The 18,733-nt window shown below is 61.1% G+C and carries 16 protein-coding genes and 2 pseudogenes; 6 read left to right on the top strand and 12 right to left on the bottom strand.

Annotated elements, in window-relative coordinates; all coding sequences use genetic code 11:
- The first annotated feature begins 177 nt into the window (after positions 1 to 177).
- The 6 genes and pseudogenes from QF043_RS26835 to QF043_RS26810 all read left to right on the top strand — a co-directional run bounded on the left by QF043_RS26835 (position 178) and on the right by QF043_RS26810 (position 8,290).
- Positions 178 to 1,866 (top strand): glucan biosynthesis protein G, encoded by a 1,689-nt coding sequence (locus tag QF043_RS26835; RefSeq protein WP_373460792.1) that lies wholly within the window; start codon positions 178 to 180, stop codon positions 1,864 to 1,866.
- Positions 1,859 to 4,503, top strand: a pseudogene (mdoH, locus tag QF043_RS26830) (glucans biosynthesis glucosyltransferase MdoH). The gene QF043_RS26835 and the pseudogene mdoH overlap by 8 nt, the downstream one beginning before the upstream one ends.
- Before the next feature lie 111 nt (positions 4,504 to 4,614).
- Entirely contained in the window at positions 4,615 to 5,415 is an 801-nt protein-coding gene (locus QF043_RS26825) for a transporter substrate-binding domain-containing protein (protein WP_305457112.1), read from the top strand.
- A gap of 220 nt (positions 5,416 to 5,635) precedes the next feature.
- On the top strand, positions 5,636 to 6,433 hold the full coding sequence (locus QF043_RS26820; RefSeq protein ID WP_138817223.1) for a transporter substrate-binding domain-containing protein: 798 nt from the start codon (positions 5,636 to 5,638) through the stop codon (positions 6,431 to 6,433).
- A gap of 170 nt (positions 6,434 to 6,603) precedes the next feature.
- The gene (locus tag QF043_RS26815; protein WP_307420805.1) at positions 6,604 to 7,563 is read left to right on the top strand and encodes an amino acid ABC transporter permease; all 960 of its coding nucleotides are present in this window, start codon (positions 6,604 to 6,606) and stop codon (positions 7,561 to 7,563) included.
- The gene (locus QF043_RS26810) at positions 7,556 to 8,290 is read left to right on the top strand and encodes an amino acid ABC transporter ATP-binding protein (RefSeq protein ID WP_017138597.1); all 735 of its coding nucleotides are present in this window, start codon (positions 7,556 to 7,558) and stop codon (positions 8,288 to 8,290) included. The genes QF043_RS26815 and QF043_RS26810 overlap by 8 nt, the downstream gene beginning before the upstream one ends.
- A 153-nt stretch (positions 8,291 to 8,443) precedes the next feature.
- Here the strand turns inward: QF043_RS26810 and QF043_RS26805 are convergent, their stop codons facing one another.
- The 12 genes and pseudogenes from QF043_RS26805 to ubiE form a co-directional block, all read right to left on the bottom strand.
- Positions 8,444 to 10,351 carry a methyl-accepting chemotaxis protein gene (locus tag QF043_RS26805; RefSeq protein WP_307420804.1) on the bottom strand — a complete coding sequence of 636 codons (1,908 nt, stop codon included), beginning with the start codon at positions 10,349 to 10,351 and terminating at the stop codon, positions 8,444 to 8,446.
- Positions 10,352 to 10,488: 137 nt separating this feature from the next.
- Positions 10,489 to 11,202, bottom strand: coding sequence for a methyl-accepting chemotaxis protein (locus QF043_RS30935; protein ID WP_373460791.1), 714 nt, complete (start codon positions 11,200 to 11,202; stop codon positions 10,489 to 10,491).
- Positions 11,203 to 11,346: 144 nt separating this feature from the next.
- Positions 11,347 to 12,405: pseudogene (locus QF043_RS30930) on the bottom strand (methyl-accepting chemotaxis protein); the annotation flags it as partial.
- A gap of 220 nt (positions 12,406 to 12,625) precedes the next feature.
- A complete protein-coding gene (locus QF043_RS26795) occupies positions 12,626 to 13,333 on the bottom strand; it encodes a 16S rRNA (uracil(1498)-N(3))-methyltransferase (RefSeq protein WP_307420801.1) in 708 nt (235 codons plus the stop codon).
- Positions 13,330 to 14,121: a twin-arginine translocase subunit TatC gene (gene tatC / locus QF043_RS26790; RefSeq protein WP_056860635.1), complete on the bottom strand. Its 792-nt coding sequence runs from the start codon at positions 14,119 to 14,121 to the stop codon at positions 13,330 to 13,332. Before tatC ends, QF043_RS26795 begins: the two co-directional genes overlap by 4 nt.
- Positions 14,118 to 14,519 carry a Sec-independent protein translocase protein TatB gene (gene tatB, locus QF043_RS26785; RefSeq protein ID WP_307420800.1) on the bottom strand — a complete coding sequence of 134 codons (402 nt, stop codon included), beginning with the start codon at positions 14,517 to 14,519 and terminating at the stop codon, positions 14,118 to 14,120. The genes tatC and tatB overlap by 4 nt, the downstream gene beginning before the upstream one ends.
- A 10-nt stretch (positions 14,520 to 14,529) precedes the next feature.
- On the bottom strand, positions 14,530 to 14,808 hold the full coding sequence (locus QF043_RS26780; protein ID WP_056860633.1) for a twin-arginine translocase TatA/TatE family subunit: 279 nt from the start codon (positions 14,806 to 14,808) through the stop codon (positions 14,530 to 14,532).
- Between the two features lie 25 nt (positions 14,809 to 14,833).
- Positions 14,834 to 15,166, bottom strand: coding sequence for a phosphoribosyl-ATP diphosphatase (locus tag QF043_RS26775; RefSeq protein ID WP_017138590.1), 333 nt, complete (start codon positions 15,164 to 15,166; stop codon positions 14,834 to 14,836).
- 2 nt (positions 15,167 to 15,168) lie between these two features.
- Positions 15,169 to 15,561, bottom strand: coding sequence for a phosphoribosyl-AMP cyclohydrolase (hisI, locus tag QF043_RS26770; protein WP_012721796.1), 393 nt, complete (start codon positions 15,559 to 15,561; stop codon positions 15,169 to 15,171).
- 41 nt (positions 15,562 to 15,602) lie between these two features.
- Positions 15,603 to 17,207, bottom strand: a complete 1,605-nt coding sequence (gene ubiB, locus QF043_RS26765) for a ubiquinone biosynthesis regulatory protein kinase UbiB (RefSeq protein ID WP_307420798.1) — start codon at positions 17,205 to 17,207, stop codon at positions 15,603 to 15,605.
- Positions 17,204 to 17,830 carry an SCP2 domain-containing protein gene (locus QF043_RS26760; protein ID WP_307420797.1) on the bottom strand — a complete coding sequence of 209 codons (627 nt, stop codon included), beginning with the start codon at positions 17,828 to 17,830 and terminating at the stop codon, positions 17,204 to 17,206. Before QF043_RS26760 ends, ubiB begins: the two co-directional genes overlap by 4 nt.
- Complete coding sequence (gene ubiE, locus QF043_RS26755; RefSeq protein ID WP_003171186.1) at positions 17,830 to 18,600, bottom strand: bifunctional demethylmenaquinone methyltransferase/2-methoxy-6-polyprenyl-1,4-benzoquinol methylase UbiE; 771 nt, start codon at positions 18,598 to 18,600, stop codon at positions 17,830 to 17,832. The genes QF043_RS26760 and ubiE overlap by 1 nt, the downstream gene beginning before the upstream one ends.
- Positions 18,601 to 18,733: the final 133 nt, after the last annotated feature.

The following is an 18,733-nucleotide window of genomic DNA, read 5'->3' as shown; positions in this document are numbered from 1 at the left end:
ACTTGTCCGACGACCTTTGGGGAATCATTTTGACCCAGTGGAGTCGGAACAATGCTCGCCAACCTGGCATATAGATAGCTGGCCGTTGGTTTTTTGATCTGTTTTCGGCGAGGGTTGCTCGTGATTGTTAGTCCCTGTAATGCACCAAAATTGTCTGCCAAACGGTTACGAAACGCACTGGTAACGGGCTCTGCCCTGTTTTGCCTGTTCGGCGCGGGTCAACTGTGGGCATTCAGTCTGGATGATGTGTCGGCCAAGGCAAAAGAGCTGGCTGGGCAGAAATACGAAGCTCCGCGCAGCAATCTGCCTAACGAATTTCGCGAAATGAAATTCGCCGACTACCAGAAGATTCGTTTCCGTAACGAAAAAGCTGAGTGGGCCGATCAGAACACGCCGTTCAAGCTGTCCTTCTATCACCAGGGCATGCACTTCGACACGCCGGTGAAAATCAACGAAGTGACCGCCGACAGCGTCCAGGAAATCAAGTACGACCCAAATCGCTTCGATTTCGGCGACGTGAAATTTGATCCTAAAGCCACCGAACAGCTGGGTTATGCCGGTTTCCGTGTGCTGTACCCGATCAACAAGGCCGACAAGCAAGACGAAATCATGACCATGCTCGGCGCCAGCTACTTCCGCGTCGTCGGCAAGGGCCAGTCCTATGGCCTGTCAGCCCGTGGCATGGCGATTGACACGGCATTGCCGTCCGGTGAAGAGTTCCCGCGTTTCACCGAGTTCTGGATCGAGCGCCCTAAACCGGGCGAGAAACAGCTGGTGATCTTCGCCCTGTTGGACTCTCCACGTGCCACCGGCGCCTATCGCCTGACCCTGCGCCCTGGCACCGACACCATTGTCGACGTCAAATCGCAGATGTTCCTGCGTGACAAGGTCAGCAAGCTGGGCATCGCCCCGCTGACCAGCATGTACCTGTTCGGCGCAAACCAGCCGTCCAAGGTGCTCAACTACCGCCGTGAGCTGCACGATTCCAGCGGCCTGTCGATCCATGCCGGCAATGGCGAGTGGATCTGGCGCCCACTGAACAACCCTAAACACCTGTCGGTCAGCAACTTCGCCGTCGAGAACCCGCGTGGTTTCGGCCTGCTGCAACGTGGCCGCGACTTCAGCCACTACGAAGACCTGGACGACAACTACGACAAGCGCCCAAGCGCCTGGATCGAGCCTGAAGGCGATTGGGGCAAGGGTTCTGTCGACCTGGTAGAGATTCCGACCGCCGACGAAACCAACGATAACATCGTTGCGTTCTGGAGCCCGGCCGAGCTGCCGAAAGTCGGCGAGCCGCTGGATGTCAGCTACCGCCTGCACTGGACCATGGACGAGAAAGACCTGCACCCGGCCGACAGTGCCTGGGTCAAGCAGACCTTGCGTTCCACCGGTGACGTGAAGCAATCCAACCTGATTCGCCAGCCTGACGGCAGCGTGGCCTACCTGGTGGACTTCGAGGGCCCGTCCCTGAAGAACCTGCCACCGGATGCGCCAGTGCGCAGCCAGGTGAGCGTGGGCGACAACGCCGAAATCGTTGAAAACAGCGTGCGCTACAACGAGCACACCAAAGGCTGGCGCCTGACCCTGCGCATGAAGATCAAGGACGCAGGCAAGCCCACCGAAATGCGTGCCGCGCTGGTTGAAGACATCGTGAAAGCTGAGCCTGAGAAGGTCTCGACCCAGGTGCTCAAGGCCGACAAACTGCTGGCCAAGCAACACGAAAAACAGGCCAGGAAAGACGCCAAGGAAGCGAAAGACAAGGACGCCAAGCAGCCAGAGGCTGCCCCCGCCAATCCGGAGCCGGAAAAGACCGAACACGTCCTGACCGAAACCTGGAGCTATCAGTTGCCTGCCGATGAGTAATTCTCAAGCCACGCCAGAGACCCTGTCCGAGTACCTGGCGCACCTCCCGATGACCGCAGAGCAGCGCGCCGAACTGGCGGGCTGCACCTCCTTCAGCGAGCTGCACGAACGCCTGTCGTCAAAGACGTTCGACGCACCCACCGAGGCTGCCCAAGCCTCGGTCGGCCGCCGGTTGACGCTCAATACCGCCGAAGAGCTGCAAGACGCCGAGATGCTGGCGCTTGACGCCAACGGTCGGGTTTGCCTGAAGGCCACGCCGCCGATCCGTCGGACCAAAGTGGTGCCGGAGCCATGGCGTACCAATATTCTGGTGCGTGGTTGGCGCCGGATGACCGGTCGCACCAACCCTCCGGCGCCGCCGAAGGATGAGCGCGTATTGCCCGCAGCACGCTGGCGTACCGTGGGTTCGATCCGTCGCTATATCCTGCTGGTGCTGATGCTCGGCCAGACCATTGTTGCCGGCTGGTACATGAAAGGCATCATGCCGTACCAGGGCTGGTCGCTGGTCGACTTCGACGAAATCCGCAACCAGACCCTGCTGCAAACGGCCACCCAGGTACTGCCTTACGCCTTGCAAACCAGCATTCTGATCATGTTCGGGATTCTGTTCTGCTGGGTCTCGGCCGGCTTCTGGACTGCGCTGATGGGGTTCCTGGAGCTGCTGACTGGCCACGATAAATACCGGATCTCCGGTAAAAGTGCCGGTGACGAGCCGATTCCGAAAGACGCCCGCACCGCGCTGGTGATGCCTATCTGCAACGAAGACGTGCCCCGGGTATTTGCCGGCCTGCGCGCTACTTTCGAATCGGTGGCCGCCACTGGCGACCTGGACCGGTTCGATTTCTTCGTGCTCAGCGACAGTAACGAAGCCGATATCTGCATCGCCGAACAGCAAGCCTGGCTTGATGTGTGCCGCGAAGCCGGTGGTTTCGGCAAGATCTTCTATCGCCGCCGTCGCCGTCGCGTAAAGCGCAAGAGCGGCAACCTCGACGACTTCTGCCGTCGTTGGGGCGGTGAATACAAGTACATGGTGGTGCTCGACGCCGACAGCGTGATGAGCGGCGAATGCCTGACCAGCCTGGTGCGCTTGATGGAAGCCACACCGGATGCCGGGATTATCCAGACCGCGCCGCGTGCGTCGGGCATGGACACGCTGTATGCGCGCATGCAGCAGTTCGCCACCCGCGTCTACGGCCCGCTGTTTACCGCTGGCCTGCACTTCTGGCAGCTGGGTGAATCCCATTACTGGGGTCACAACGCCATTATTCGTATGAAGCCGTTTATCGAGCACTGCGCCCTGGCGCCGTTGCCGGGTAAAGGTGCGTTTGCCGGTGCGATCCTCTCCCACGACTTCGTTGAAGCAGCGCTGATGCGCCGTGCCGGCTGGGGCGTGTGGATTGCCTACGACCTGCCGGGCAGCTACGAGGAATTACCGCCGAACCTGCTGGATGAGCTCAAGCGTGACCGTCGCTGGTGCCACGGTAACCTGATGAACTTCCGCCTGTTCCTGGTCAAAGGCATGCACCCGGTGCACCGTGCGGTGTTCCTGACCGGCGTGATGTCCTACCTGTCGGCGCCGTTGTGGTTCTTCTTCCTGGTGCTGTCGACGGCGTTGCTGGCAGTGAACACCTTGATGGAGCCGCAGTACTTCATGGCGCCACGCCAGTTGTACCCGCTGTGGCCCCAATGGCACCCGGACAAGGCGGTGGCGCTGTTCTCCACCACCATCGTGCTGCTGTTCCTGCCTAAATTGCTCAGCATCATCCTGATCTGGGCCAAGGGCGCGAAAGAGTTCGGTGGCAAGTTCAAGGTGACCCTGTCGATGCTGCTGGAGATGCTGTTCTCCATGCTGCTGGCGCCGGTGCGCATGATCTTCCACACCCGTTTCGTACTCGCCGCATTCCTGGGCTGGGCTGCGACCTGGAACTCGCCGCAGCGTGACGACGACTCCACGCCATGGAGCGAGGCGGTCAAGCGCCACGGTCCGCAAACCCTGCTGGGCTTCCTGTGGGCGTTGTTGGTGGTGTGGTTGAACCCAAGCTTCCTGTGGTGGCTGATTCCGATCGTCGGCTCGCTGATGCTGTCGATTCCGGTGTCGGTGATCTCCAGCCGGGTCAAGCTGGGCCTCAAGTCTCGCGACGAGAGCCTGTTCCTGATCCCAGAGGAATACAACCCGCCGCAAGCCTTGCTGTCGACCGAGCAATACACCCACGAAAACCGTTGGCACGCCCTCAATGACGGGTTTGTGCGTTCGGTGGTCGACCCGCAGCAAAACGCCCTGGCCTGCGCCCTGGCGACCTCGCGTCACCGTGAGGCGGAGCCGATCGAGCACTTGCGTCAGGAACGTGTGCGCCACGCGCTGAAAGTCGGCCCCGCCGGCCTCAACAACGGCGAGCGTCTGGCATTGCTCAGCGACCCGGTAGCCTTGGCTCGTCTGCATCAGCAGGTGTGGAGTGAAGGTCATGCCGAGTGGCTCGGTGCCTGGCGTGCATCGGTGAAGGCTGATCCGCACGCGCCATTGCTGCCGCTGCAACCGTTGGCGTCCCAGGCCCAACCGGCCTGATTCCGACGCCCCCGAGGGCTCACCTCGGGGGCGTTGGATGCGCTGTTCCTACAGCGTTCAGAATATCTTCCTAATACCGCTAACTCCTTGTTATTTCGAAACAAAAGACCTTTGTTCGAAGCGTATTGCCGTGGCTGTCGCTGGGGTAGCATCGCCCCCAAATTGACTAGGTCGCAGGGGGATTCATGATCAAAAGGTATTGTTCGGCGGTGCTGAGCGGCGTCATCGCATTGATTTACGCAGGCTGGTTGAGTGCTGGTGCCCTCGATGAAGCGGTTCGACGCGGTGTGCTGAAAGTCGGCACCACGCCCACCTATGTGCCCTTTGAAATGAAGGACAAGCAGGGCCGTATCGTCGGTTTTGAGGTCGACTTGCTGCAGGCGATGAGCCGCGCCTTGGGCGTCGAGCTTGAACTGGTCGCCGTGCCTTATACCGAGTTGTTGCCGGGGCTGATGGCGAAGAAGTTCGACCTGATCGGCAGCGGCATGACGGTGACGCAGGAGCGCAACCTCAAGCTGAATTTCAGCGACTCCTTTATCGTGGTTGGCCAGACCGTACTGCTTAACCCCAGCCTTGCCGGCAAGATTGCCAGCATCGAAGACCTCGACGAGGCGGGTTACCGCATCGCTGCGACTGAAGGCACCACCGGCGAAGCGGCTGCGCAGCGGTTTCTGGGCGCCGCGCACCTGAGCAGCTTCGCCACGCCCGAAGAGGGCGTGCGCCAGGTGGTGGAGGGCAAGGCCGACGCCTTTGTCCATGACGCGCCCTACAACCTGATCGCGATGGCCAGGCCGGAAAACCATCGGCTCTTCGCCCTTGAGCAGCCATTTACCTTTGAGCCCTTGGCGTTTGGGCTGAAAAAAGGCGACTACGACAGCCTCAATTGGATCAACCACTTCCTCAATCAAATTGCCCAGGATGGCACCTACGATCGGCTGCACGACAAGTGGTTCAAGGACACCGACTGGATGGCGGAGATCGACTGAACGTCATAACTGCTTACACATCAATCAATTGCCGCGCTGTTGCGCTGATGTGTCTAGGGCCTGCGCTGTGCTGCACCGTTGTGGGGCTTTTCCGACATACGCCGATAACATTTACCCGTGAAACCTTTGTGACGGGCAACGAGTGGGTTAGGATCGCACCCCGAATTGGTGCAGCCCTTTTGCGCGCCGGCGTTATAAGAATCTTTCAGGGGACTTGATGATGAAAAAGTATCTTTCGATGCTGATGCTCGGCGTCACCGCGCTGGTCGCGGCCACTGCGGCGCATGCCGGCGCCATCGACGATGCGGTCAAGCGCGGCACGCTGAAAGTCGGCATGGACCCGACCTACATGCCGTTCGAAATGACCGACAAGCGCGGTGAAATCATCGGCTTTGAAGTCGACATCCTCAAGGCCATGGCCAAGTCCATGGGCGTCAAGCTGGAACTGGTATCCACCGGCTATGACGGCATTATCCCGGCCTTCCTGACCGGCAAGTTCGACATGATCGGCAGCGGCATGACCCTGACCCAGGAGCGCAACCTGCGCCTGAACTTCAGCGAACCCTTCATCGTGGTCGGCCAGACCCTGCTGATTCGTAAAGACCTGGAAGGCACGATCAAGTCCTACAAAGATTTGAACGACGAGAAATACCGCCTGACCTCCAAGCTCGGCACTACCGGCGAGATGGTTGCCAAGAAATTGATCTCCAAAGCCAAGTACCACGGCTATGACAACGAACAGGAAGGCGTGCTGGACGTGGTCAACGGCAAGGCTGATGCCTTTGTGTATGACGCGCCGTACAACGTGGTCGCCGAGAAGAAAGTCGGTAATGGCAAGCTGGTGTTCCTGGAAGAACCTTTCACCTTCGAGCCCCTGGCGTTCGGCCTGAAAAAAGGCGATTACGACAGCCTCAACTACATCAACAACTTCCTGCACCAGATCCGCAACGACGGCACCTACGATCGCATCCATGACAAGTGGTTCAAGAGCTCCGAGTGGCTCAAGGACATGGAATAAGCGCTGTTGTGGCGAGGGAGCTTGCGCTCGCTGGAGCGCGAAGCGCTCCCAACCAGGCGCTGCGGTTTATCTGTCAGTGTCTGGTCGCCAGTAGTGGGGCTGCTTCGCAGCCCAGCGGGAGCAAGCTCCCTCGCCACAGAGGGGCTTGCCCCACCTTTTGGATTTGAGTAATGAAACAGAAAAAAGCCCAATGGCCCTGGCACCTGCTGACCGTGGTCGTGCTGGTTGGCCTGGCCGGCGCGTTGTATTACGCCACCTCGTTGATGTCCTACGAGTGGCGCTGGAACCGCGTGCCGCAGTACTTCGCCTATCAGGCCGAAACGTCCCAGCGCGCCGCCGACATCTCCACCGTCATTGAGCTGGTGCGCAAAGGCGACGTGGCCGAAGTCACCTTGCGCAACGACGCAGGCGCCGAGCAGAAGCTGACCGTGGCCGACAACAGCCTGCAAGTGTCACGTGGCGACGACGTGGCCGAAGGCGATGTTGTCGGCGTAACCCGGCATTGGGCGCTGGGCCCGTTGATGTGGGGTTTGTGGACCACCTTGTGGTTGTCGGTGGTCTCCGGAATCCTGGGCTTGGCGATTGGCCTGGCAACCGGCTTATGCCGTTTGTCGAGCAACCCGACCTTGCGCGATCTGTCGACGATCTACGTCGAACTGGTGCGCGGTACGCCGCTCTTGGTGCAGATCTTCATTTTCTACTTCTTCATCGGCACAGTGCTCAACCTGTCCCGCGAATTTGCCGGGATTGCCGCGTTGTCGCTGTTCACCGGCGCTTACGTGGCGGAAATCGTGCGCGCCGGCGTGCAGTCCATCACCCGTGGCCAGGACGAAGCCGCACGCTCCCTGGGTTTGAGCGCCAGCCAGTCGATGCGCCACGTGGTGTTGCCGCAAGCGTTCAAGCGCGTGCTGCCGCCATTGGCCGGGCAATTTATCAGCCTGGTGAAAGACACCTCGCTGGTCTCGGTGATCGCGATTACCGAGCTGCTCAAAAGTGGCCGTGAAGTGATCACCACCTCGTTCTCGCCCTTTGAAATCCTGTTCTGTGTGGCAGGCCTGTACCTGCTGATCAACCTGCCGCTGTCGAAAATGGCCAGCCGGCTTGAGCGGAGGCTCGCGCAAAGTGATTGAAGTCCGCGATCTGGTAAAAGTCTTCGACACCCGTGGCCAGGTAGTGCGCGCCGTGGACCACGTGACCACCCAAGTCGCCAAGGGCGAAGTGCTGGTGGTGATTGGCCCGTCAGGTTCGGGCAAGTCCACGTTCCTGCGCTGCCTTAACGGCCTGGAAGAGTTCGACTCGGGCTCGGTGAGCATCGACGGCCTGCAACTGGCCGACCCCAAAACCGACGTGAATGCCTACCGCCGTGAAGTCGGCATGGTGTTCCAGCACTTCAATTTGTTCCCGCACATGACTGTGTTGGAAAACCTGTGCCTGGCGCAAAAAGTCGTGCGCAAGCGCGGCAAGCAAGAGCGCGAAGCCAAGGCCTTGGCGCTATTGGAAAAGGTCGGTATCGCGCAGAAGGCCAACGAGTTCCCATCGCGCCTGTCCGGTGGCCAGCAACAGCGCGTAGCCATTGCCCGCGCGTTGGCCATGGAGCCCAAGGTGATGCTGTTTGATGAGCCCACCTCGGCGCTGGACCCGGAAATGGTCGGCGAAGTGCTGGACGTGATGAAGACCCTGGCCCTGGAAGGCATGACCATGGTCTGCGTCACTCACGAGATGGGCTTTGCCCGTGAAGTGGCAGACCGGGTGCTGTTCTTCGACCACGGCAAATTGCTCGAAGATGCGGCCCCGGCCGAGTTCTTCGATGCACCGAAAGACCCGCGCGCCCAAGCCTTCCTGCGCCAGGTCCTGTGATGGAAGGGTGAGCTTCCTGTGGCGAGCGAGCTTGCTCGCGCTGGGGCGCGAAGCGGCCCCAACAAGATCACCGCGATTTATCCAGCAGCAAGGTTTTAGGGCTGCTTCGCAGCCCAGCGCGAGCAAGCTCGCTCGCCACAAGGGCCGTGAGTATCAAAGCCTGAATTTACCCACCAGCGCCTGCAAATCCAGGCTCAACCGGGTCAACTGAACACTGGCCGCGGCTGTTTCCTCACTGGCCGCAGCGGTTTGTTCGGTGACATCCCGCACCTTCAACACACTGCGATTGATCTCTTCCGCCACTGCGCTTTGCTGCTCGGCGGCAGCGGCAATCTGCGGGTTCATTTCCTGGATGATCGACACGGTGCGCGCAATGGCGGCCAGGGCATCGCCCGCATCGCGGGTCAGGCCGACGCTGTTGTCGGTCAGGCTGCGGCTGTTGTCCATGATGTCCGCGACCTGCTGGGTGCCGGTATTCAGGCCGAGGATCAAGCCCTCGATTTCTTCGGCAGATTCCTGGGTGCGCTGGGCCAGGCTGCGCACTTCGTCGGCGACTACCGCAAAACCCTGGCCGGCACTGCCCGCGCGCGCCGCTTCAATGGCAGCGTTCAGGGCCAGCAGGTTGGTTTGCTGGGACACTGACTTGATCACGTCGAGCACGCTGCCGATTTTCTGGCTTTCGTGTTGCAGCGCAATCATCGCCTGGCTCGAACGCGCCATCTCATGGGCCAGATGGCCGATTTGCTCGACGGCCTGGGTCACTACTTTTTCGCCGGCACCCGCCTCCTGATCCGCTTCATTGGCCGCCACGGATGCCTGCTCGGCATGCCGGGCGACCTCCTGGGCTGTGGCGAGCATTTCATTCATCGCCGTGGCCACCTGATCGGTTTCCTCCTTCTGGTCGTTGACCCCGGCGCGGGTCTGTTCGGTGACGGCGGATAACTGCGTTGCGGCACTGGCGATCTGCCGGGCGCTGTCGCCGATACCGCTGATCAGGTTGCGCAGGTTGCGCGTCATTTGCCCGATGCTCTGCTGCAACTGGCCCAGCTCATCGCGACGGTCCTCTTGAATGTCCCGGCTCAGGTCGCCGTCAGCAATCCGGTGGGCAGCCGTGAGGATGGCGCGCAGGGGCACGACTATTTGTCGAGCGATCCACCACGCGGCCAGGGCACCCAGCAACAAGGCCGCCAGGGTGACGCTGATCAATCGCGTCTGGGTCTGCTCGGCTTCGTCGTTACGCTTGGTGCTCTGGCCCTCGCTCAATTGATGGCTTTGTTCGCGCAACTCATTGAGTTGTTGCTCAAACCGGTTCTGCACGGTTTCGGCGTTGAGCTGAGCGTCCTTGAGCCTGATCAACTGTTCGCGGTAGCGGGTCAGGTCGGCGTTCAGTAGCGCCGCGTCCACGGGCAACGCGGTCACCGAAGTTTGTGCGGCACTCAGCGCTTCGAGGGTCTGGTTGAGTGCCTCGGCGTAGGCTTGCAGCGACTCGGCCGCCCAGGCGGGGCTTTGGGCGCGATCTTCGGCTTGCTCCATGGCCTGGCGCAGGTTTTCAATGGCGTCCAGGGCCTTTTCGTCTTCCTGGTTCGGTAAGTCGCTTGCGAACTGGGCGAGGGTATCGCTGGCTTGCAGCGCGGTTTTTTTGAGGGCCGGGCGGATGTTCTCGCGTTGCTCGATCAACGCCGGCAAGGCCGCCAGCGCTGTCTTGAAACTCGCCACCAGGTGTGTCGCTTCCTGCACCCGCTGCAAATCGGACGGGTCTTTGAGGCGGCTTGAAAGGTCGGTCAGATGCTGGTCGATCTTTTCGGTCTGCCTGTGCATTTTGGCCAGGCTGCCGGCGTCCGTAAGGGTGCGGTACACAATTCTGTCAGCGCGCATCGCCTCGGCGTCCAGGGCCAGTTGCCCAAGGGTCGTCAGGCTGTTTGAGCGATAAAGCACGTCTTTCAAGGCCTGCCAGCCGGTCGCGGCGATCAGGATGCTTAAGATCAACACTTGGCCGAAACCCAGTGCGAGTTTGAGACGGATGCTGGCGTTGACCAGCAAACGGGTCAGCCGAGGAAACATGGTGAACCTCCAAATCTGGGGAAGCGTTTCGCAACAGCTGAAACGCTAAATCGATTCGAGGTTGTGGCGGGCTGATAACTACGTAGGAAATTTCATAAGTTGCGGCGGCCTTGATCCGGCCGCCGCGTAGGTGCGGGTCAGATGCGGAAGCGCCCGACCAAAGACTGCAAATAGATCCCCAAGCGTGCCAGTTCGGCACTCGAGGCGGCAGTTTCCTCGCTGGCCGATGAGGTCTGTTCAGACACGTCGCGCACATTCAACACGCTGCGGTTGATTTCCTCGGCCACAGCGCTTTGTTGCTCGGCAGCGGTGGCAATCTGCGAGTTCATCGCCTGGATAGTCGAGACCGTGCGCGTGATATTGCTCAGCGCGTTGCCGGCGCGGCGGGTCAGTTCGACGCTGCTGTCGGTGAGGCCTCGGCTGTTGTCCATGATGGTCGCCACCTGCTGGGTGCCGTTTTGCAGGCCGACGATCAGCTCTTCGATCTCCTCGGTGGACTTTTGCGTGCGCTGGGCCAGGCTGCGCACCTCATCGGCCACCACCGCAAAGCCGCGACCGGCCTCACCGGCCCGCGCTGCTTCAATTGCCGCGTTCAGCGCCAGCAGGTTGGTTTGTTGGGCGACAGACTTGATCACATCGAGCACGCTGCCGATCTTGTCGCTCTCGCGCTTGAGGTCGCCCATGGCCACCGTGGAATGACCGACCTCGATCGCCAGGCGCTCAATCTGCGCGATGGCTTCACCCACCACCTTGTCGCCTTCACGGGCCTGTTGGTCCGCCGCTACGGCAGCTTCGGAGGCCTCTTCGGCGTTGCGCGCCACCTCCTGCACGGTGGCGGCCATTTCGTTCATGGCGGTGGCCACTTGGTCGGTCTCGACCTTTTGGCTGTTAACCCCGGCGCTGGTCTGTTCGGTCACGGCCGACAGTTGTTCGGCAGCGCTGGCGATCTGGGTGACGCCGTCGCTGATACCGCCGATCAACTCGCGCAGGCCGACGGTCATGCTCTGCATGGCGCGTTGCAACTGGCCCAACTCGTCCTGGCGGGCGGAGTTGAGGTTATGGCTCAGATCGCCCGAGGCCACGCGCTCGGCGACTTGGAGGGTCTGGTTGAGCGGGATCACGATCTGGCGGGTGATGGCCCAGGCGGCGAGAACACCGAAGATCAGCGCCAGTACGGTGGCCAGCAGCAACAGCTGTTTAGCGTGGGCGGCATCGGCATCGCGCACGGCGGTCTGGGAGGTGGTGAGTTTTTCGCTGTGCCCCAGCAGGATATCGCCCTGGGCGGTCATGATTTTCAGCGCGGCGGCGCTGGCGACCTGGGAGTCGCGGTACTGGCTGACGGCGGCGCGGTAGGCTTGCAGTGAAACGCCGGCCTCTTGCAGGTTGGCCTGGTATTGCTCAGGCAGCTTGCCTTGCAGCTCGGTGATTTTCTTTAGGGCATTGTCGATGGCATCCAGGGCGGGTTGCTCGGCTTCGGTCTTGCCGCTGTAGGTATAACCGCGCACCTGGAAGCGCGACTGTTGGATCAGCTTGCTCAGGTCGACCACGCTGTTGAACTGCGTGACGCTGTCGCCTTGCAGCAGGGTCGCTTCGATTTCGTTGATCTTGGCCACGGCGTTGTCGGCGGTGTCGCCGAGCTTGCTGCGTGCGCCCTCACGCTTGAGGCCGGCCAGCACCATAGTGCCAAAGGCTTTTTTGTATTGGCCCAAGGCTTCCAGCTGTTGCTCGACCAGGGCTTTGTCGTCGGGTTGCTCGATCAACGTTTCGGCGGTTTTGAGGCCATCGTCCAGTTGCTTCAGCAGGCCGTTGACGGCGTCGGTGCCTTGTTCGCCCCGGCGCATTTCAAAGTCCAGGCGCGCCAGGCGCAGGTCTTTGGTCAGGCCGTTGAGGCTGGAGATAAAGCCCAGCTTGTCGCCGCGACTGATCACGTCGCCCAAGCCGGTCCAGCCGGTGAAGGTGATCAACAGCGTCAGGATCAACACCAAGCCAAAGCCTATGCTCAGCTTGCGATTGACGCTCACATTCCCCAGTTTTTCGGCTAACCAACGATACATGCTGCGATCTCCTTTGGAACAAGGCTTGGACTTATTCAGAGGCTATCGGCTGTGTAGGAAGTTTCTGTAGCGATGCAAGTCCAATGTGGGAGCGGGCTTGCTCGCGAATGCGGTGGATCAGTCACTGGATATGTTTCTGACCCACCGTATTCGCGAGCAAGCCCGCTCCCACACAAGCCCGCTCCCACATGGGTTCAGCGTTGTCTGTCAGACAGTGAGGTCAGAACAACCGAGCGAGCAGGGCGGTCACGGCGGTTTCTACGCGCAGGATGCGTGCACCCAGTTGCACCGGTTGCAAGCCGGCCTTGGCCAACAGCTCCACTTCGTAGGGGATCCAGCCGCCTTCGGGGCCGATGGCCAGGGTCACCGGCTCATCCAGTCCACGTGGGCACGCCGGGTAATCGCCGGGATGGCCGATCAGGCCCAGAGTCCCTGCGGCCATGGCTGGCAGGCGGTCTTCGACGAACGGCTTGAAGCGCTTTTCGATGATGATCTCGGGCAGCACGGTGTCCCGCGCCTGTTCCAGGCCGAGGATCAACTGCTCGCGAACCGCTTCCGGCTCCAGGAACGGGGTTTGCCAGAAGCTTTTTTCGACCCGGTAACTGTTGACCAGCACCACCTTCGGCACGCCCATTGCCGCCACGGTTTGCAGCACCCGGCGCAGCATCTTCGGGCGCGGCAGGGCCAGCAGCAGGGTCAGCGGCAGTTTGGTCGGTGGCGGCTGGTCGAAGCTCACTTGCAGCTCGGCTTCACCGGCTTCCAGGCGCAGCAATTGCGCATTGCCCATCAACCCGCCGATCCGCCCGACCCGCAGGTTGTCGCCCACCAGCGCGCGGTGGACTTCCTGCATATGCACCAGGCGCCGATCACGCAGGATCACCCGGTCGGCCGCGATAAAGTCGGCCTCCTCAAGCAACAGCAGGTTCACGGTTGCGTCGCTGGCGGCTGGTCGTCGTCGGCGGGTTGGTCATCCGGGTGATCGCCACGCTTGCTGATCAGGCTGCCAAACAGGATGCCGATCTCGAACAACATCCACATCGGCACGGCCAGCAAGGTCTGCGAGAAAATGTCCGGCGGTGTAAGGATCATGCCCACCACGAAGCAGCCGATGATCACGTAGGGGCGCACTTTTTTCAGGTATTTGACGTCGACCACGCCGATCCACACCAGCAGCACCACGGCCACCGGGATTTCGAAGGCCACGCCAAAGGCGAAGAACAGCGTCATCACGAAGTCGAGGTAGCTGGTGATGTCGGTCATCATTTCCACGCCGGCCGGGGTGGCGGCGGCGAAGAACTTGAAGATCAGCGGGAACACCAGGAAATACGCGAAGGCCATGCCGGTGTAGAACAGCAGGATGCTCGACACCAGCAACGGCACCGCAATGCGCTTCTCATGCTTGTACAGGCCCGGAGCAATAAAGCCCCAGATCTGATGCAGGATCACCGGGATCGCCAGGAACAGCGAGACCATCATGGTCAGCTTCAACGGCGTCAAAAACGGCGACGACACGTCGGTGGCGATCATCGTCGCGCCGGCCGGCAGGTACTGGCGCAAGGGCGTGGAGACGAAGGTGTAGATCTGCTGGGTGAAGGCGAACAGCCCGGCAAAGATGATGAAAATGGCCGCTACGCAACGCAGCAGGCGGGTCCGCAACTCGGTGAGGTGCGAGACCAGCGGCATATGCTGGTCGTTTTCCGGTTTATCAGCGCTCATGGGGCTCGCGGCGGCAATGTAGGGTCATGGGGAGCGGGCGACGCCACGGGCGTCGGCGCTGGCTCAGTCGGGGCGGGCGCGGTTGGTGGTGCTTCGGCGGCCGGAGCAATGCTGTTTTCGGGCACAGGCTCCACCGGTTTGGCGGGCTCCTGCACCGGCGACAGAATCTTGCGCGCCTCCTGCTCCAACGACAGGATGTGTTCGTTGTGCAGCTGGCGGCGGATCTCGTCGGCGCCGATTTCCCGTTCAACTTCCTGTTTGATGGCGTTGAAACTGCGTTTCAGGCGCCCGATCCACAGGCCGGCCGTGCGTGCGGCACCGGGCAGGCGTTCCGGCCCGAGTACCAGCAAGGCCACGAGGCCGACGAGCAGCAGTTCAGAGAAGCTGATACCAAACATTAGTCAGTGCTCACGAGTCTTTGCGGGTCGGCTCTTGGACTTTCTCAGCCTGCACGTCGAAGGTACGACGCTCGGTGATCGGCTGGGTGGCCTGCGGGTGAACAGGCTGCGCCGGCGGCACTGGGTTGGCCATCGGGTCGGCCGGTTTTTCATCGTCGTTCATGGCTTTACGAAAGCCCTTGATCGACTCGCCCACGTCAGTGCCCAGGTTCTTGAGTTTCTTGGTGCCGAACACCAGTACCACGACCACCAGAATGACGATCCAGTGTTTCCAGTCAAAAATGCCCATGCTGCAATTCCTCTGTAAAAGTTATTCAGGCGGACGGGCGCGAGGCCTTCTCGGCATGCCCGGACAAGCCGAAGCGACGGTCCAGTTCATCCAACACGGCCTGTGGGTGCTGCCCCAGTTGGGCGAGCATGACCAGGCTATGGAACCACAAGTCTGCGGTCTCGTAGATTACATCGCTGTAATCACCGCTGATTTGCGCATCTTTGGCGGCAATAATCGTCTCGATGGACTCTTCGCCAAGTTTTTCCAGAATCTTGTTCAAGCCCTTGTGGTACAGGCTGGCGACATAGGAGCTGTCGGCATCCGCGCCTTTGCGGTCTTCCAGCACCTGGGCCACACGGTTCAGGGTATCGCTCATGTTCAGTGTCCTGCGGAGTAAATGGCGTGCGGGTCTTTGAGCACCGGTTCCACAACCTTCCACTCGCCGTTTTCGAACACGCGATAGAAGCAGCTGTGGCGGCCGGTATGGCAGGCGATATCGCCGATCTGCTCGACCTTCAGGATCACCACGTCGGCATCACAGTCGATGCGCATCTCGTGCAGGGTCTGCACGTGCCCGGACTCTTCGCCCTTGCGCCACAGTTTGCCACGCGAACGTGACCAGTAAATGGCGCGCTGCTCAGTGGCGGTGAGGCTCAAGGCCTCGCGGTTCATCCAGGCCATCATCAGTACGCGCCCGGTCTTGTAGTCCTGGGCAATGGCTGGCACCAGGCCGTCACTGTCCCACTTGATCTCGTCCAGCCAGTCTTTCATGTTCGGCTCCGGCAATTTGCGACAGTGTATAACCGGATCGGCTATCGGCGCACGATCAGATAAACACCCACGGCGACCATGATGCCCGCCGGCCAATGGCCCAATTGGTTCAGCGGCCCGCCAATCGCCAGCATCGCGCCGCCGACCAGGTGGGCGGCGCCCAGCAGGCGCAGGAACCAGTCGTCCTTGCGCCTGTGCCACGGCGGCGCAGGGTCTTTGGCGTGGGGCTGGGACATGCGCTCCAGCAGGTCGCGGGTCATGTTGGCCAGGTGCGGCAGTTGTTCCATCTGGCTGTGCAGGTTGCCCAACAGGGTTTTCGGGCTGACGCGCTCGCGCATCCAGCGTTCCAGGAACGGCTGCGCGGTGTTCCACAAGTCCAGGTCCGGGTACAGCTGGCGGCCCAGGCCTTCGATGTTGAGCAGGGTTTTTTGCAGCAGCACCAGCTGTGGTTGCACTTCCATATTGAAGCGCCGCGCGGTCTGGAACAGACGCATCAGCACCTGGCCGAAGGAAATATCTTTTAACGGTTTTTCAAAGATCGGCTCGCACACGGTGCGGATCGCCGCTTCGAATTCGTTGAGCTTGGTTTCGGCCGGCACCCAGCCCGAATCAATGTGCAATTGCGCCACGCGGCGATAGTCACGCTTGAAGAAGGCGAACAGGTTACGCGCCAGGTAATCCTGGTCTTCCGGGGTCAGGCTGCCGACGATGCCGCAGTCGATCGCAATGTATTGCGGACTCCACGGGTTGACGGTGCTGACGAAAATGTTGCCCGGGTGCATGTCGGCGTGGAAGAAACTGTCGCGGAACACCTGGGTGAAGAAGATCTCCACACCGCGCTCGGCGAGCATCTTCATGTCGGTGCGCTGGTCGGCAAGAGTGGCGAGGTCGGTGACCTGCACGCCGTAGATGCGCTCCATCACCAGCACTTTGGGGCGGCACCAGTCCCAATACACTTGGGGCACGTACAGCAGCGATGAACCTTCGAAGTTGCGCTTGAGCTGGCTGGCGTTGGCCGCTTCACGCAGCAGGTCGAGTTCGTCGTAGATGGTTTTTTCGTAGTCGGCGACCACGTCCACCGGGTGCAGCAGGCGCGCATCGGCAGAGAAGCGTTCGGCGGCGCGGGCGAGGATAAACAGCCACGCCAGGTCCTGGCCGATGATCGGCTTGAGGCCGGGGCGGATGACCTTCACCACCACTTCTTCGCCGGTCTTCAATTGTGCAGCATGAACCTGCGCCACCGAGGCCGAGGCCAGGGGCTCGACGTCGAAACGGCTGAACACCTCGCTGATCTTCTTGCCCAGCTGTTCTTCGATCAGCTTCATCGACTGTTGCGAGTCGAAGGGCGGCACGCGGTCCTGCAACAGCATCAACTCGTCGGCAATGTCTTCGGGCAGCAGGTCACGGCGCGTGGAGAGGATCTGCCCGAATTTGATAAAGATCGGCCCCAGGTCCTGCAACGCCAGGCGCAGGCGCGCGCCACGGCTCAACTCCAGCGGTTTGCGCGGGAACCAGCGCCAGGGCAGCACATAACGCACCGCCAGCAGGAACCACGGCAACGGCAGGGCGAACAGCAGGTCATCGAGGCGGTAGCGGATTACGACGCGCTGGATACGAAACAAACGGCGGACGGCGAGCAGCTTCATGCGTTATCGCTTGGATCAAGGGAACGGCTCAGGCGCTCGAAGCGTGCCTCAAGGCGTTCCAGGTCGATTTTGGCCTTGTCGAGTTCGCGAAAGCGCGCTTGCGCCTCCCGTTCTCCGACCAGGGTGCGCGATTCTTTTTCGCTCAGGTATTCGGCAAGGTTCTGGTTGAGGCTGGCGAACCCTTGCTGGTACCAGCGCGAGCGGCTGCGCAGGTGCCCGCTGATCAACTGGGTGGCCACCGGGCCGATCCAGCGTGACAGCTCGTATTCCCAATCCAGTTCCAGGTCTTGCAGCACGGCGGCCAGGTCCATCAGCACCGCGCTGTCGCCTTCCAGCTCCACTTCGGGGCTGTGCAGGATCGCGGTCTTGTTGCGGCTCAGCGCCAGGTGCAACAGGCTCGAGGCGGGTGCGCGCAGGGTGCAGTCGGCCTCGGCGGCCCAATCGCCGGCGAGCAGCAGGCCTTCATCGCTGGGCAGGATAAACAGCTGCAGGGCGGGGCTGGTGCAATCGACGGCGATGACCTTGCCGTTCAAATGCGCAAGCCGCGCCAGGGCGGTGCTGTCCAGGCGCAGGACACGGTTGATGCCGTGTTCGACGCTGGCGAGGAGGCCTGCGAACAGCATCAGGGCTTGATGCCGCGGTGCAGGGCGACGATGCCTGAGGTCATGTTGTGGTAGGTCACGCGGTCGAAACCGGCCTCCACCATCATCGACTTCAGGGTTTCCTGGTCGGGGTGCATGCGGATCGATTCGGCCAGGTAGCGGTAGCTCTCGGCGTCATTGGTGATCAGCTTGCCCATCAACGGCATGAAGGCGAACGAGTAGGTGTCGTAGACCTTGGACATCAGCGCGTTGGTCGGCTTGGAGAACTCCAGCACCAACAGGCGGCCGCCCGGCTTGAGTACGCGCAGCATCGAGCGGATCGCGTCCTCTTTATGGGTCACGTTACGCAGGCCGAAAGCGATGGTCACGCAGTCGAAATGGTTGTCCGGGAACGGCAGCTTTTCGGCGTCAGCCTGTACGAACTCGATATTGCCGGCCACGCCTTTATCCAGCAGGCGATCACGGCCGACCTTGAGCATCGAGCCGTTAATGTCCGCCAGCACGACCTGGCCGGTCGGGCCAACCAGCTTGGAGAACTTGGCCGCCAGATCGCCCGTACCGCCGGCGATGTCGAGTACGCGGTTGCCGGTGCGTACACCCGACAACTCGATGGTGAAGCGCTTCCACAGGCGGTGCATGCCGCCCGAGAGCACGTCGTTCATCAGGTCGTACTTGGCCGCAACGGAGTGGAACACCTCAGCGACTTTTTCCGCTTTCTGGCTTTCCGGAACGTTCTTGAAGCCGAAGTGAGTGGTGGGTTCGGCATCGCTGCCTTTGCGCTGATCAGTCATATCGCTGTCACCAAAAGAGAATGCGGGACATGATAATCCCCACCGCCTGCTTTGTCTTGGCAAGGCTGAAGGTAAGATAGGTGTTCATCGAGACCTTTTGCCGCATGGCAGGTGTTCTGAGTCGATATAAAGA

The organism is Pseudomonas sp. W3I7 (assembly GCF_030816095.1).
Lineage (GTDB): Bacteria > Pseudomonadota > Gammaproteobacteria > Pseudomonadales > Pseudomonadaceae > Aquipseudomonas > Aquipseudomonas salomonii.
The sequence above is the reverse complement of the archived record's forward strand: the minus strand, read 5'-3'. Positions and strand labels throughout refer to the sequence as shown.

Bases quoted from the DNA above. Each gene is read 5' to 3' on its own strand.
- QF043_RS26825 (WP_305457112.1), top strand. From the start codon at position 4,615: ATGATCAAAAGGTATTGTTCGGCGGTGCTGAGCGGCGTCATCGCATTG.
- QF043_RS26820 (WP_138817223.1), top strand. From the start codon at position 5,636: ATGAAAAAGTATCTTTCGATGCTGATGCTCGGCGTCACCGCGCTGGTC.
- QF043_RS26815 (WP_307420805.1), top strand. From the start codon at position 6,604: ATGAAACAGAAAAAAGCCCAATGGCCCTGGCACCTGCTGACCGTGGTC.
- QF043_RS26805 (WP_307420804.1), bottom strand. From the start codon at position 10,351: ATGTTTCCTCGGCTGACCCGTTTGCTGGTCAACGCCAGCATCCGTCTC.
- QF043_RS30935 (WP_373460791.1), bottom strand. From the start codon at position 11,202: ATGAACGAAATGGCCGCCACCGTGCAGGAGGTGGCGCGCAACGCCGAA.
- tatC (WP_056860635.1), bottom strand. From the start codon at position 14,121: ATGAGCGCTGATAAACCGGAAAACGACCAGCATATGCCGCTGGTCTCG.
- tatB (WP_307420800.1), bottom strand. From the start codon at position 14,519: ATGTTTGGTATCAGCTTCTCTGAACTGCTGCTCGTCGGCCTCGTGGCC.
- QF043_RS26780 (WP_056860633.1), bottom strand. From the start codon at position 14,808: ATGGGCATTTTTGACTGGAAACACTGGATCGTCATTCTGGTGGTCGTG.
- QF043_RS26775 (WP_017138590.1), bottom strand. From the start codon at position 15,166: ATGAGCGATACCCTGAACCGTGTGGCCCAGGTGCTGGAAGACCGCAAA.
- hisI (WP_012721796.1), bottom strand. From the start codon at position 15,561: ATGAAAGACTGGCTGGACGAGATCAAGTGGGACAGTGACGGCCTGGTG.
- ubiB (WP_307420798.1), bottom strand. From the start codon at position 17,207: ATGAAGCTGCTCGCCGTCCGCCGTTTGTTTCGTATCCAGCGCGTCGTA.
- QF043_RS26760 (WP_307420797.1), bottom strand. From the start codon at position 17,830: ATGCTGTTCGCAGGCCTCCTCGCCAGCGTCGAACACGGCATCAACCGT.
- ubiE (WP_003171186.1), bottom strand. From the start codon at position 18,600: ATGACTGATCAGCGCAAAGGCAGCGATGCCGAACCCACCACTCACTTC.